This window comes from Priestia sp. JSM ZJ58 (assembly GCF_044383985.1).
Classification (GTDB): Bacteria; Bacillota; Bacilli; order Bacillales; family Bacillaceae_H; genus Priestia; species Priestia zanthoxyli.
This window is the reverse complement of sequence record NZ_JBISEM010000001.1, coordinates 500553-514878: the sequence shown is the minus strand read 5'-3', so window position 1 is coordinate 514878 and position 14326 is coordinate 500553. Positions and strand designations below refer to the sequence as shown.

Genomic DNA, 14326 nt, shown 5'->3' with positions numbered 1-14326 from the left:
TTTTCATAAAAAAAACAGGTAAGTGAAAATTACTTACCTGTTTGAGACATTGAATATAATTGTTTGACTTCATGAGCCGTAAGCTCGCGTGCTTCTCCTGCATTTAATCCGCGTAAGTCTAAAGGTCCGTAGCGCTCACGTTTTAACTTTAATACAGAATGTCCGATTGCATCGAACATGCGACGTACTTGACGATTTTTCCCTTCGTGAATCGTCAGTTCTACGATCGCCGTCTGCTTGCTTTTATCAATGGAAAGAACTTTTGCACGAGCTGGTGCTGTTTTTCCGTCTTCAAGCATCACTCCGCGTTGCAGCTGTCTGATGCTTTCACGACTTGGGATTCCTTTAATTTTAGCTACATACACTTTATCCACTTCAAATTTCGGGTGCATTAGCTGATTAGCAAATTCACCATCATTTGTTAAAAGAAGTAGACCCGACGTATCATAGTCCAGACGTCCAATCGGGTAAATTCTTTCTTCTACATGCGGAAAGAAGTCAACGACTGTTTTTCTTCCTTTGTCGTCGTTAGCAGCTGAAATCACGCCTCTTGGTTTGTATAGCATAAAATAAACGGGCGCTTCGCTTTCTACCGGCACTTCGTCTACTTCAATTTTATCGTTAGGACCTACTTTCGTGCCCAATTCTTTTACAACTTTTCCATTTACTTTCACTCGGCCTTGGCCGATTAATTCTTCAGCTTTACGTCTTGATGCTACACCTGCGTGAGCAATCACTTTTTGTAATCGTTCCATTAACACTTCACCTCTTGTAACATCTTACTTGTTTACGAAGTAATACACAAGTCTATTTGCCACACAGAGGTAGAATTTTCGATTTCTTACCGGCCAAATACAAGGATTACGATCACAACTGATGCAATAATCCCTACCAAATCCGCCAGTAAACCAACCTTCAGCGCATCTCCCATTTTTTTAATACCTACTGCTCCGAAATAAACCGTTAAAATATAAAACGTGGTATCTGTACTTCCCTGCATGGTCGATGCCAAACGACCGATAAAAGAATCAGGTCCATATGTAGAAATTAGATCCGTTGTGATACCAAGGGCAGCCGTTCCAGATATCGGTTTAATAAGAGCTAAAGGTACAATTTCAGCCGGAACGCCGACTGCTTGCAGCATAGGTTTTAAAACAGATAAGAAAAAATCAAGGGCTCCTGAAGCTCGAAAAATAGAGATGCTCACTAACATGCCGACTAAGTAAGGAATGATGGAAAAAGCAATTTGTAATCCGTCTTTCCCTCCCTCTACAAACTTTTCATACGTAGGAATTTTTTTGTAGGTTCCATAAAGTAAAATACAGCCTACGATAAGAGGAATAAACATCAATGATACTTGATTAAGCATCGTCATTTTCGTTTTCCTCCTTTTCGCGTACGTCGATAATAAAAGAAGCGATCGATGATGATAGCTCCTATCGTAGCTACAACAGTTGCTAAAAGCGTAGTACCCACAATTTCAGTAGGATTAGCCGAGTTATACGTAATTCGAATGGCAATAACTGTGGTCGGTATAAGCGTTAAACTGGTTGTGTTAAGTGCTAAAAGTGTGATCATAGAACGGCTTGCTTCGTCTCTGTCGCCGTTCAGTTTTTTAAGCTGCTCCATCGCTTTAATACCAAGAGGAGTTGCCGCATTCCCCAGCCCAAACATATTCGCCATCATATTGGACAATATGTATCCTAAGGCCGGATGATCTTTTGGAACATCAGGGAAAAGTCTAGTAATAATGGGTCGAAATAGTTTCGCTAACTTGTCGAGAAGCCCTGCACTTTGAGCAATATTCATCATACCTAACCAAAAGACCAGCACGCTGATTAATCCAATGCTGATGGTCACCGCTTCGCCTGCTCCTTGAAAAATTGCTTTGTTTACATCACCAATTTTCCCATTTATAATTGCAAAAACAATTCCGATAATGGTCAGCAGCATCCAAATAATATTAACCATCTGTTTTGGCTCCAGACTGAATAAACATTAATCGCTTCACTCGATTAAAGAAACCTTCTTGCTGCTCGGCCTGCTTTTCGAAATAAATAGGAACACTGTCAATCGTTTCTCCACTTCTATAAATATCGAGCTTCCCTACAACATTAGGAACTTTCCCTGTTTCTTCCCACTGCTTTTTAGGCTGAATTAACGTTGTTTTCACTTCTACAGAGCTCTGTTCTTTCTTTGTAAGAGGATAGACGACATTTCGTTTAATATACAACTGATCTTTATAGAAAGAATCTTTTATATCTGCCAATTCGCCTTTTGCAGCTAAACTGGTCATATCATATTTATCAAATGCATTTTCATACATGGAAATGTGATCGTTCCAATCATCTGGCGCATTTATCGTTACGGCGATTAAATCCATTCCATCTTTTGTAGCAGTTGTCACAAGCGTTCGTTTTGCTAATTTTGTATATCCTGTTTTTCCGCCAGTACAGTATGCATATAGTGTTGTCAGCAGTTTATTTTTGTTTTTCCACACTCGATCCCATTTCTCTTCAGGGTGCTTCATTCGATAGACTTTTGTTCCTGAAATCTCTTTGAAAATTTTATTATTCATTGCATAGCGCATAAGCAGAGCCATATCGTGCGCTGTTGAGCGATGATTTTCATGATCGTCTAATCCATGCGGATTTTGAAATGTTGTATTCGTCATGCCAATTTCTTCTGCTTTTTTATTCATCAAATAAACAAATCCATCTTCGCTTCCTCCAACGGCTTCTGCGATAGCTACAGCAGCATCATTACCTGAGCGAAGCATCAAGCCATACACTAAATCTTTTAATTTTATTTTTTCACCTTCAACTAAATACACAGAAGAACCTTCAACGCCAACTGCGTTGTGGCTAACGGTAACTTTTTTATTTATTTTGCCAGATTCAATCGCCAGTATTGCTGTCATAATTTTTGTGATGCTAGCAATTCGGCTAACTTGATCTGCATTTTTAGCGTATAACACTCTTCCTGACTTCTGTTCCATCAAAATAGCACTATGAGCACTTACACTCCCTGCTGCAGATGATACGGAAGGCCAACCGCTGAGACATAGCAATACAATAAATAGATAGATGATACTTTTTTTGCTTCTTTTCATGTCATCCCCGTCCCTCTACCTGTTTGTACAAGTTTATGCTCGTCTTTTTTGGTTATGAATGAAAAGATTTGTCCATACAAAAAAGAACATAGAAAAACTCTATGTTCTTTTACGGTTTCACTTCATTTCTTGAAACGATTGAAAAAATAAATCTGCCTCTTGATCGGTTCCTTCTTGTAACAAATCTTCTGGAAGCGGCGGCAGCTCTTCGATACTTTTAAGCCCAAAATAGCCTAAAAATTCTTTTGTCGTTCCGTATAAGATGGCACGCCCTGCGCCTTCCGCTCGTCCCACTTCTTTTAACAGAACCTTTCCAATTAAAGTTTGAAGAGGTCTTTCCGTTTTCACTCCGCGAATCTCTTCGATTTCAGCTCTTGTAATTGGCTGCTTATAAGCTACAATAGCTAACGTTTCAAGCGCTGCTTGTGACAATGATTGATTAGCAGGAGCTTCTACGAGCTTCTCAATATATGGTGCATGCTCTTTTTTTGTAACAAGCTGATAGGCCCCGCCTATTTCAACAAGTGTAACTCCTCTGAACTTACACTCTTGCTCTAAGCTTTCCAAAGCACCTTGAATGTCTTCATGAGGCTTTTCTATAATCTCAGCTAACCGGCTAATAGACAGACCTTCATCACCAGAAACAAAAAGTAAGCTCTCAATAATAGCCTGTAGATTATTCGTTGTCATTCCTCTTCATTCCTTTCTCGATACGATACATAAAGCTCGTCTAGATTGTGCTGCTGTTCCACAACGATTTCATTTTCTTTCATTAATTCCAGCACAGCTAAAAACGTTACAACAATATGATCACGCTCTTGATAAGGAAACAGCTGATAAAAACTTTTTTTCCCTTTAAAGGCTTTTAATTCATTCACAATTTCACTCATGCGCTTGTCAATTGGAATATCTTGTCTTGCTATTTTCGTCTGCATAGGCTTTTTGTTTTGCTTTCGTTTCATTAACTTTTGAAAAGCACTTAGCATATCATACAGTGATATATCCAACCCTTCGTCCTGAGGCTGCGTACGTTCTTCTGCATTTATTTGCACATTACTTGGAGGTTTTGTATACACATGACTTTGGTCTTCTTCCAGCTTTTGAAGCTCTACTGCCGCTTCTTTAAACTTTCGATATTCAATTAAGCGCTGCATCAATTCTTCACGCGGATCTTCTTCATCGACCATTTCAATTTCATCCATATCTTCTTCATACGTAGGCAGAAGCATTTTACTTTTAATTTGAAGCAAAGTTGCTGCCATGACTAGATACTCACTGGCAACGTCTAGCTGAAGCTCATTCATTGTATGTATAAACATCATATATTGCTCAGTAATTGTCGCTACTGGGATATCGTAAATATCAATTTCAAATCGGTTAATTAAATGCAGAAGAAGATCTAAAGGTCCTTCAAACGCATCTACTTTTACACTGTACTCCACTTTTATCTCACCAACACTTTTCAATTGCTTATCATTTCTGCTGCTTTATATAACGTTACTATCATTAGTATAGAGGATTATAGACACATGTCCAATACAAATTAACGTAAAAATAGGTCATTTGCCCATACAAAAAGTTTAAACATACATATGATGTCAAGGTAATAACATTTTCAAATGGCTGAAGGAGGAACTCGCATGGGTGAAAAATCTTGTGGATACGGTAGCGGTTTCGCTTTAATTGTTGTACTGTTTATTTTATTAATTATTGTTGGTTGTTCTTGCTTACGCTTCTAACCACACATATTGAATAAAAACAAACGTGTTCGCCATACCTTGAGCACGTTTGTCTCTTTAAAGGCACAGCGCTGATGAATAGCTAATTTTTGTGATACACTACATATAGAGTCTTACCAGGAGGGAACAAGATTGTATTCACAAGCCTATATTGATTATTTAGTTCATTTTCATGGCGACCGGGATTACTTTGAATGCCATGAACTGCTAGAAGAACACTGGAAAAAAGACGAAAGAGGACACCGCAATATTATTTGGGTTGGCCTTATTCAAATTGCTGTTTCACTCTATCATCATCGACGTCAAAATTTCGCGGGAGCCAAAAGAACGATGCAAAAGGCGCTGGCAATTTTAACGAAGGAAGAAGAAAATATTGCACAGCTTGGACTTAATTATCCTTCACTGCTTAAACTTCTTCGCAAACAATTAGCTTTAATCGATACCTATCAGCCATATAAAAGCATTAACTTACCTATTGAAGATCCAGCATTATTACGAGCTTGCAAACAAAGAAGCACTGATAAACAGCTTGTCTGGTTATCAGCTTCTAATCTACAAAATGATGCGATTGTTCATCGTCACAGTACGCGAGATCGTTCAGGTGTGATTGCGGAAAGACAAGCGAACTTATTGGCAAAACAAAACAACAGGTAGCTAGAAGCTACCTGTTGTTTTATGATGACTAAGATGTGAAAGACGCTTTCGCACCTCAACTAATCATGCTTTTCTTTATTCATCCGCCTGACACTTTTCATAAAAAGGAGCGATGATTTCACTCGGCTTAATTTGTGCAGTCGTATACATTTCTTTAAGAGCTTTAATCATTTTTTTGCCAATGCCCTGTTGGCGGTGTGAAGGGTTTACACTGACGTGTTGAACCTCAATCAAACTTTTATCGAGCATGGAAATGCCAACAATTCCAATAATATCTTCTTCTTGCTTCCAAAGATACAGCTGCCAATGTTCGTTTTGCTCATATTCTTTCATCGTTTGTTGAAGTTTTTTTAAATCTTTTTCCGTAGGTACAAACGATAGAAGACCCATGGCAATTTTTTCATAGTTTCGTTTATAGCGAATAAGCATACGATTCTCCCTCGTCCTCAAACTTTCCTACAAATTAATGCGCTGCGTTTTTTACTGCTTTTATCATACAAAATTTATAAGTAAATAGCAATATTACACAAAAACTTGTCATATGTCACGCGTGTATGAGAAACCTAATCTATTACGCTTTTTGAGCTGTTGCGCGAAGAAAAAACGCCGTAACCCCCTGTAAAAGGTTGTTATGACGTTTTATTAGCTGATATCCATTTATAGCAGTATGCTCTTATTCTTCCCAGACTTTTACTTCTTTCATTACGTCGCCATTTTTCATTTTCAACACTGTATCAAGTCCTTCTGTTACTTTTCCAAATACAGTGTGAACACCGTTCAAATGAGGCTGTGGCTCATGAACAAGAAAGAACTGACTGCCGCCTGTGTCTTTACCAGCATGCGCCATTGATAGAGAACCCGCTTCGTGTTTGTGAGGGTTTCCTTCTGTTTCACATTTAATTGAATAGCCAGGGCCGCCAGCACCTGTACCAGTTGGGTCTCCTCCTTGAGAAACAAATCCAGGGATAACGCGGTGGAACGTTACGCCGTTGTAGAATCCTTCATTAGCTAACTTTTCAAAGTTTTCTACTGTTCCTGGTGCTTCGTTCGGAAATAAATCGATTAGAATTTTTTCACCATTTTCCATTAAAATACTTGCTTTTTTCATATAAATGACCTCCAATATATGTATTAGTACCGCTACAGGCTCTATCTTCCCCGTCAAAGCGGCAAAACGTAAAAGTTGTAAATGCCACCTAGAGGCAGAACACTTACATTTATAAACTCACTCTATTCTACTACAAACAAGCTCATGAATTCAATGAATGCACTTTTTAACTTTCTTCTCGTAGGGCTCTAAATAAAAAATAATAGTTGTGAGATGAAACTTTTTATAGTATCATCCGTCTAATACAGTGATGGAGATACATAGATTTCATTTTATATAGAAATCTACGCCTCTAGACTGATTTATGGGAAAATGATGAATTGACTCTGTTACTTCAGACCTGCCCGTATTATAATAGGGCAAGTATGGGATTAAAGGAGGAAAAAGGTTTGAAATTAACGATAAAAGCAATGATGGTGACATTAGGTCTTCTTCTATTCCTAACCGCACCCTTAAAAAGTTTTGCAGATGCTGCTCCGGGCGATGTGATTATTACATTAGGTCAGGACTTAACCAGCTCTCAGAAGCAACAGGTATTAAATGACCTTGATGCACCAAGCAATGCTCAAACAGTAACCGTGACAAACCAAGAAGAGCATGAATACTTAGGTGACTTTATTCCAAAGGCTACTATTGGATCTCGTGCTATTTCATCTTCTAGTATTACCCTTGGCTCAAAAGATTCTGGTTTAAGCGTATCAACTCAAAATATTAATGGTATTACAGATGACATGTATATTAATGCTTTAATGACCGCCGGCGTTAAAGATGCAAAAATCCAGATTACTGCTCCATTTGAAGTATCTGGTACAGCCGCTTTAACAGGTATTATGAAAGCATATGAAGTTCAAACAGATCAAAAAATCCCAGAAGAAGTAAAAAAAGCAGCCAACGAAGAGATGGTCCAAACATCTGAACTTGGTGAAAAAATCGGTAAAGAAAAAGCAGCGCAGTTTATGGCAACGATTAAAGAAGAAATTGCTAAAGAAAATCCTCAAACAAAGGACGATTTACGCACGTTAATTCAGCGCGTGGCTGATGATTTAGGTATTAAATTAACAGATTCAGAGCTTAATACACTGGTTGACTTTTTCAATCGGTTAAAAGATATGAACATCGATTGGAACCAAGTAAAAGACCAGCTTTCTGCGACAAAGGAAAAAGTAACAACATTTCTTCAGTCAGAAGAAGGCCAATCATTTCTTGATAAATTAAAGCAATTCTTTGTTGATATTATTGATGCTATTAAATCGTTATTCTCATAAAAAAGAGCCTCTTGAACAAGAGGCTCTTTTTTTACGTTAATCACTCGTTACTTTTTTACCGTCACTTTGTATTTCACGTCATTTTTTACAATGTCTTCATACGTTTCGCGTTTTACGACTAGCTGTGCTTCTCCATCTTCTACGAACACGACAGCTGGCTTTGGCAAACGGTTATAGTGACTTGCCATAGAATAACCGTATGCGCCTGTACAAAACATCGCTAATAAATCATCTGGGTTTGCTTTTGGAAGATGTACATCCCACATCAGCATATCCCCCGATTCGCAGCACTTACCTGCGATGGATACGAGCTCATCACTCTCATCATTCATTCGATTGGCAATGACCGCTTCATATTTCGCTTGATACAGTGCGGGACGAATATTGTCGTTCATGCCTCCATCAATCGCTACATATTCACGTACATTCGGTACGTGTTTACGAGAACCGATTGAATACAGGGTCGTTCCAGCATCTCCTACAAGAGAGCGCCCGGGCTCAATCCAAATTTCAGGAATTTCTACTTCTAACTGTTTGGACTGCTTTTTGACCTCTTCTATAATAACCTCCACATACTGAGAAACAGGGATAGGCTGATCTTCTTCCGTATAACGAATGCCAAAACCCCCGCCTAAATTTAATACTTGCGGAACAAATTTTATACGTTGTTTCCACTCTTTCATTTTTGCAAAAAGCTTTTGAGTCGCCATAATAAATCCCGTTGTTTCAAAAATTTGCGATCCTATATGACAGTGAATACCTAAAAGTTCTAGCCCCTTGCTATTTTGCACAAGACGCACAGCTTCGTCTGCTTGACCGTTTTGAAGATCAAATCCAAACTTCGAGTCTTCTTGCCCTGTCAAGATATAATCATGTGTATGAGCTTCAATTCCAGGTGTTAATCTGAGAAGAACAGGCATCTTTTTTTGATACTGTTCCGTTATTTCCTCAAGCAATGCAATTTCATAAAAATTATCAACTACAATGCATCCTACATCTTCTTTGACGGCCATTTCTAGTTCTGCTCGGCTTTTATTGTTTCCGTGAAAATGAATTCGTTCTTTTGGAAAGTCAGCTGCTAAAGCCGTATACAGTTCTCCCCCCGAAACAACGTCTAACGAAAGACCTTCTTCATGAACGACTTGGACCATTGCAATTGTCGAAAAAGCTTTGCTTGCATAAGCGACCTGTGCTTTTACCCCATGCTTTTCAAATGTTTCTTTAAATCCTCTAGCACGCTGCCGAATTAAAGCCACGTCATATACGTAAAGGGGTGTCCCAAAATTTGATGCTAATTCAACCGTATCAACTCCACCAATTTCAAGATGCCCCTGCTTATTTATGCGACTTGTTCCGTGTAAAAACATGTTTAGACCCCGTTCCTGTGTATAGTGTAAAAAAGACAGTTAACGGCAATTCGCTGCTAACTGTCTAAATATTTATTATTTTCCATATTTAAAACAAATTTATCACATCTTCATACAGGTTTCAACCACATATTTTGTTTAAGGTTTTGCAGGCTGGCGGTCTTTATCCTGCGGATGCACAATACTAGGTCGCGGATTCGCTCCAGGAACCGGTGTGCGGATGAGAATCTGCCACAAAGCCTGCGGATTAAATGGAAGAAACGGCCACAAATAAGGCGTATTTAATGATTTTAGTCGCGCCATGTAGAGAATGATACACGTTGTCGCAATAAGAAACCCTGGAGTATGAAAGGCCGCCACGAAAATTAACAGAAACAATCGCAGCATTTTATTTGCTACCGCTAACTCATAGCTTGGCGTCGCGAATGAACCAATTGCTGCAATAGCCACATACAAAATAACCTCGGGAACAAAAAGACCTACATCAATAGCAATTTGCCCAATAAGCGCAGCGGCAATCAAGCCCATCGCCGTGGCAAGCGGCGTCGGCGTATGAATGGCCGCCATCCTCAGAAATTCAATCCCAAAATCAGCTAGGAAAATTTGAACAACAGTTGGAATATTTGTTGCTTCGTTTGGTCCAATAAACTGCAATTTTGACGGCAGCAAGTCTGGCTCAAGTACAAATAACAGCCATAACGGTAATAAGAAAAGAGAAGCAAGAATTCCTAAAAACCGTATCCAGCGGATAAACGTACCGACAGAAGGAGCCTGCCTGTATTCTTCCGCATGCTGCACGTGATGAAACAGCGTAGTTGGCGTAATAATAACGCTTGGAGACGTATCGGTAATAATAATCACATGCCCTTCCAGTACATGAGCTGCTGCTGTGTCCGGACGTTCTGTATAGCGTACCATTGGAAAAGGATTAATTCCTTGTTTGACTAAAAACTCTTCAATTGATTTGTCAGCCATCGGCAAACCATCTATATCAATTGCTTCCAGTTCATCTTTTATCAGTTTAACCAGCCCTGGATCAGCTACGCCATTTATGTACCCAATCGCTACGTCCAGTTTTGATCGTTCGCCTACCTTCATAATTTCAAAACGAAATCTTCCGTCACGAATTCGTCTTCTTGTTAACGCTGTATTGATAATGATGTTTTCAGTGTATCCATCTCGTGCTCCGCGAATCACTTTCTCTGTATCCGCTTCTTCAGGGGATCTGCCAGGATATGTACGCACATCGACTTCAAAGCCAACTTCTTCACCGTCAATTAAAACGAATAGCAGTCCTGATAAAACCGATACCATTCCATCATCCAGCGTCTTTAAAGGCTTGACTTGCTGATGAATAAGACGGTTTTCAACAATATCCTTTAACTTTGCTCGTTCAACTTCATTATCATTAATTTGAATGAGTACTTTTGCAATTTCAATAATAAATGAACTATCACACAGCCCCGTTACGTAGTAAATATGAACTTCTCGATCCAAAATAAGCAGTTTACGTACGCCCACATCAAAGCTTGTGTTCATACTAGCGTTTTCCTTGAACCACTGATCGTTTTTTTGCACTTTTGAAAAAATAGCTGTTTTCTTCTCTGCTAGCTTACCCAAACGAACCGCTCCTTTCTAAAATAAGTCTTGCTGCTTTTTCAGTAATAGGACATCCCAGTTTGACATCATCCATCCTAGCCATTTTGCCGATATCTCCTATTCCTACAACTAAGGGAATATCGAGCTGATCCAAGCAGTAAACTGTATCTCCATTAATTCGTCCGACTTCTAACTCTTGAATTCCGCTTTTATCCACGCCGTAATGCGATATTTCCCCAAAACGATCAATGGTCACATCCACTCTTGTCCATTCGCTTTGATGAGTACGTGATGCAACGGCAATCACTCCAAGAACTTCTACTTGAGGATGCTTTGCTACATGCAGCAAAGCAATTTCCCCAGGTCCTTCCTCTAAGAAACCGCTATCGTCGAACATCACAAAGACGGGATCATATGGTGCTTGAAGAATTAAATCTACCGTTTGACTACCTGTTAACGTAGTAGGGTTTCCATATGACCTCGAAATGCACCTGCCACCAACGGATTTAGCTACATGCTCAATTGCTTTGCGCGCATATTCATCGCCATCGGTTACAATAATGATCCTTCTTTTTTTCATAATCTTTTATCCTTTCGGTTTAAAGATTAACGCGATAATAAAAGCAAATAAAATAGCTGCTGAAATTCCAGCGGAGGTAAGTTCAAAAATCCCAATCCCAATCCCGATAAATCCATGGTCATCCGCTTGCTTCATCGCTCCGTGCAACAAGGAATGACCAAAGCTTGTAATTGGAACCGTCGCTCCGGCGCCAGCAAATTCAATCAACTTATCATAAAGACCAAATCCATCTAAAATCGCTCCCGCAACTACAAACGAACTCATAACATGCGCTGGAGTAAGTTTAGCAAGATCCAGCAGCAGCTGCCCAATAACGCAAATGATTCCTCCTACAGCAAAAGCTATTACATACTCCATTGATCATCCCCCTCCCCGATATGTTCTAAGACGACGCCATGAGCAATTGTTGGAATTGACTCTTTTTGCTGAATCATCGTTGGACTTAAAAGAGCTCCTGTTGCCACCATAAACACTTTCTTTAAGTTTCCCGATTTTAATTCATTTAAAATATGACCATACGTGACAATAGCCGAGCAGCCGCAGCCGCTTCCTCCTGCAAATACATTTTGGTCGGGGCGATATACCATTAATCCGCAATCATTATGATTGGTTGATATATCGTAGCCTTCGTCCTTGAGCAGCTGTTTTAAAATTGGACTGCCTACACCAGATAAATCTCCTGTTAAAATAAGATCATACTCGCTTGGCGCGACGTTTAAGTCTTCCAAATGCCTTTGAATGGTATCTGCAGCAGCTGGTGCCATAGCAGAACCCATATCGTTTGCGTTTTTAATCCCATAATCCATTACACGCCCAATCGTTGCAGACGTGAGACGCACAATACCTTTTTCTTTCGAGACCAGCGCTGCCCCTGCTCCCGTAATAGTTGCCGTTGCCGTATCTGGTTTTTGTCCTCCGTACTCGGTAGGATTTCGAAATTGGCGCTCAGCGGTTGCGTTATGACTGCTCGCTGATGCAATAACACGATTAGCAAATCCCGCATCCACAAGAGCTGCCCCTGTTGCCAGCGTTTCCATTGATGTGGAGCAAGCGCCAAACATGCATAGAAATGGAATTTGGTTATGTCGAGCTACAAAATTAGCCGTTACGTTTTGATTTAATAAATCTCCAGCCAAAAACAAATCAATGTCTTCATAGGATAAATTTATTTTTTGCAAGCAGGAGTCAATGGACTCCGTCATCAGTCTTCTTTCAGCTAACTCCCAGTTGTCTTCTTCACAGTGCAAATCTTTATGTGTAATATCAAATGTTTCTCCCAACGGTCCATCTGCTTCTTTTGGCCCTACTGCTGTTCCTGTAGCATTAATGTAAATAGGATTTTCATAAACCCACGTTTGCTTTCCAGTTTTTCTCATAATCCCCCTCTTTTCATAGCAAATAAGTTTTAAAAAGGTAGCGAATGATTCCTACAACGTAAGCCGAAACCGTTCCAAATACAATGACGTTTCCAGCCAGCTTGAACATGTTGGTCGCAACGCCGAGAACAATTCCTTCACTTCGATGTTCAAGCGCTGCACTCGTCATGGAATTGGCAAAACCCGTAACAGGAACGGCTGAACCTGCACCTGCGAATTGACCAATACGATCATATATCCCAAACCCGGTTAAGAGCGCAGATATTAAAATAAGGGTTGCGACGGTAGGATTACCTGCATTTTTTTCATTAAAGTCAAAAAATGCAATATAGAAATTTTGAATTGCCTGTCCTAATGTACAAATGATTCCCCCTACCAAAAAGGCCTTTAGGCAATTTGCCACATATGAAGGTTTAGGCTGAAATGGTTTAATGCTTTCTTGATAGTTATCTTTTAATTTTTGATTATTTGCCATGTTACATACATCCTTTTCTTATTGATTAACAAAATAAATCCAATGAAATAATGACCCGCATACTTTGCCTAGTACAATGGCCATTAACAATAAAATAAGCTTGCCTTCCATTCCTATTCGTTTTGTTAACGTCGGCAATACATTAAGCACTTCTGTTAACGCTGCTGCCAGCATCCCAATAAAAATACCGCTCGTTAGACCTATGATCATAATAAGCACCGCAGGAAACTGCCACGTGTATTGATGAAGACTGCACCAACCGCCTGTAACGGCACCACCTACGACTCCCCACTCATATGCTTGAATGTATTTCATGGTTTTGGTCAGCTGCATCAAACGCGGAATAATGCCCAGCACCGTTAAAAATGCTACAAATCCAGCACCTGCAGCCAATCCTCCCGCAAGTCCAATTACAATGGTCATCACAATGTTAATGATCATCAATTTTTTTCATACTTTCTTTATTCTCGTGCATAATGACGTATTGATCTAAGTCTTGCTGGTAATTAAACATTTCGACTTCGAGAGGACTAGGCTCTTCATTAATTCGTTTTCTAAAGACGTGGTTAAAAAACAGAATCATTCCCAACCCTAAACCGATAGAGTAAGGTACTTGAATCAGCAAAGGCTGCTTATCTCTCAGACCGGTCAGCATATAGAACAATTTTTGATGTACTTGTCTCATACTCACATCTTCGTGAAAGTTCATAATTGCTAAAGCAGCTCCGATGAAGAGAAGAAACCAAACAGCTAGAAAAAACAAAAAGGAATATTGTCTCTTTTTATACACGACCTCTACAATTGTTTGAGCGGGTCCAATCGTCTGAATGTCTAAGTGCGGATACTGAGAGGCAACTTTTTCAATTACCTTCATTAAATCAACAATGATAATATTTCGATCACTCATACTTACTTGATAGACAATTAGCTTTTCAATTTGCTTTTGAACAGAATCTCCTGCTATAACCATTGCTAATTGTCCAATATTTACAGCTTCATCAGGTTTTACTTGAATACGATGCCTCATTTTAAGATAAAGAACGTTTTCCAT

General features: G+C 39.5%; 19 protein-coding genes. 3 read left to right on the top strand and 16 right to left on the bottom strand.

The features are described 5' to 3' along the window. Positions 1-29 precede the first annotated feature (29 nt). The 6 genes from ACH6EI_RS02665 to ACH6EI_RS02640 all read right to left on the bottom strand — a co-directional run bounded on the left by ACH6EI_RS02665 (position 30) and on the right by ACH6EI_RS02640 (position 4554). Positions 30-755, bottom strand: coding sequence for a pseudouridine synthase (locus ACH6EI_RS02665; protein WP_028411537.1), 726 nt, complete (start codon positions 753-755; stop codon positions 30-32). A gap of 86 nt (positions 756-841) precedes the next feature. Further along, the gene (locus ACH6EI_RS02660) at positions 842-1375 is read right to left on the bottom strand and encodes a spore maturation protein (protein WP_013084923.1); all 534 of its coding nucleotides are present in this window, start codon (positions 1373-1375) and stop codon (positions 842-844) included. Then, a complete protein-coding gene (locus ACH6EI_RS02655) occupies positions 1372-1971 on the bottom strand; it encodes a nucleoside recognition domain-containing protein (protein ID WP_013059057.1) in 600 nt (199 codons plus the stop codon). Before ACH6EI_RS02655 ends, ACH6EI_RS02660 begins: the two co-directional genes overlap by 4 nt. Further along, entirely contained in the window at positions 1964-3112 is a 1149-nt protein-coding gene (locus ACH6EI_RS02650; RefSeq protein WP_033579737.1) for a D-alanyl-D-alanine carboxypeptidase family protein, read from the bottom strand. Before ACH6EI_RS02650 ends, ACH6EI_RS02655 begins: the two co-directional genes overlap by 8 nt. Before the next feature lie 117 nt (positions 3113-3229). Further along, positions 3230-3802, bottom strand: coding sequence for an SMC-Scp complex subunit ScpB (scpB, locus tag ACH6EI_RS02645; protein WP_048019796.1), 573 nt, complete (start codon positions 3800-3802; stop codon positions 3230-3232). Then, complete coding sequence (locus ACH6EI_RS02640; RefSeq protein WP_013059060.1) at positions 3799-4554, bottom strand: segregation/condensation protein A; 756 nt, start codon at positions 4552-4554, stop codon at positions 3799-3801. The genes scpB and ACH6EI_RS02640 overlap by 4 nt, the downstream gene beginning before the upstream one ends. Before the next feature lie 198 nt (positions 4555-4752). Here ACH6EI_RS02640 and ACH6EI_RS02635 point away from each other — a divergent pair, with 198 nt between their 5' ends. Then, positions 4753-4851, top strand: a complete 99-nt coding sequence (locus ACH6EI_RS02635; RefSeq protein ID WP_170836726.1) for a YjcZ family sporulation protein — start codon at positions 4753-4755, stop codon at positions 4849-4851. A gap of 132 nt (positions 4852-4983) precedes the next feature. Then, positions 4984-5505 (top strand): DUF309 domain-containing protein, encoded by a 522-nt coding sequence (locus ACH6EI_RS02630; protein ID WP_099331268.1) that lies wholly within the window; start codon positions 4984-4986, stop codon positions 5503-5505. Positions 5506-5580: 75 nt separating this feature from the next. Here the strand turns inward: ACH6EI_RS02630 and ACH6EI_RS02625 are convergent, their stop codons facing one another. Next, entirely contained in the window at positions 5581-5934 is a 354-nt protein-coding gene (locus ACH6EI_RS02625; protein WP_013059063.1) for a GNAT family N-acetyltransferase, read from the bottom strand. Between the two features lie 244 nt (positions 5935-6178). Further along, positions 6179-6613, bottom strand: coding sequence for a peptidylprolyl isomerase (locus ACH6EI_RS02620; RefSeq protein ID WP_013059064.1), 435 nt, complete (start codon positions 6611-6613; stop codon positions 6179-6181). A 389-nt stretch (positions 6614-7002) separates the two neighbouring features. On the opposite strand from ACH6EI_RS02620, the gene ACH6EI_RS02615 reads away from it, so the two are divergent. Further along, positions 7003-7878, top strand: coding sequence for a DUF1002 domain-containing protein (locus tag ACH6EI_RS02615; protein WP_014458307.1), 876 nt, complete (start codon positions 7003-7005; stop codon positions 7876-7878). 47 nt (positions 7879-7925) lie between these two features. Here the strand turns inward: ACH6EI_RS02615 and lysA are convergent, their stop codons facing one another. From lysA to ACH6EI_RS02575, 8 genes are all read right to left on the bottom strand, one after another. Next, on the bottom strand, positions 7926-9245 hold the full coding sequence (gene lysA, locus ACH6EI_RS02610) for a diaminopimelate decarboxylase (protein WP_028411542.1): 1320 nt from the start codon (positions 9243-9245) through the stop codon (positions 7926-7928). Positions 9246-9383: 138 nt separating this feature from the next. After that, entirely contained in the window at positions 9384-10865 is a 1482-nt protein-coding gene (locus tag ACH6EI_RS02605) for a spore germination protein (protein ID WP_028411543.1), read from the bottom strand. Beyond that, positions 10858-11424, bottom strand: coding sequence for a stage V sporulation protein SpoVABEA (gene spoVAEA, locus ACH6EI_RS02600; protein ID WP_014458304.1), 567 nt, complete (start codon positions 11422-11424; stop codon positions 10858-10860). Before spoVAEA ends, ACH6EI_RS02605 begins: the two co-directional genes overlap by 8 nt. 6 nt (positions 11425-11430) lie before the next feature. Beyond that, entirely contained in the window at positions 11431-11781 is a 351-nt protein-coding gene (gene spoVAE / locus ACH6EI_RS02595) for a stage V sporulation protein AE (protein ID WP_013059069.1), read from the bottom strand. Beyond that, the gene (spoVAD, locus tag ACH6EI_RS02590; RefSeq protein ID WP_028411544.1) at positions 11769-12800 is read right to left on the bottom strand and encodes a stage V sporulation protein AD; all 1032 of its coding nucleotides are present in this window, start codon (positions 12798-12800) and stop codon (positions 11769-11771) included. Before spoVAD ends, spoVAE begins: the two co-directional genes overlap by 13 nt. Positions 12801-12813: 13 nt before the next feature. Then, a complete protein-coding gene (spoVAC, locus tag ACH6EI_RS02585; RefSeq protein ID WP_028411545.1) occupies positions 12814-13275 on the bottom strand; it encodes a stage V sporulation protein AC in 462 nt (153 codons plus the stop codon). Positions 13276-13293: 18 nt separating this feature from the next. Continuing rightward, a complete protein-coding gene (locus tag ACH6EI_RS02580) occupies positions 13294-13716 on the bottom strand; it encodes a stage V sporulation protein AB (protein ID WP_014458301.1) in 423 nt (140 codons plus the stop codon). After that, the gene (locus ACH6EI_RS02575; RefSeq protein ID WP_028411546.1) at positions 13706-14326 is read right to left on the bottom strand and encodes a stage V sporulation protein AA; all 621 of its coding nucleotides are present in this window, start codon (positions 14324-14326) and stop codon (positions 13706-13708) included. The genes ACH6EI_RS02580 and ACH6EI_RS02575 overlap by 11 nt, the downstream gene beginning before the upstream one ends.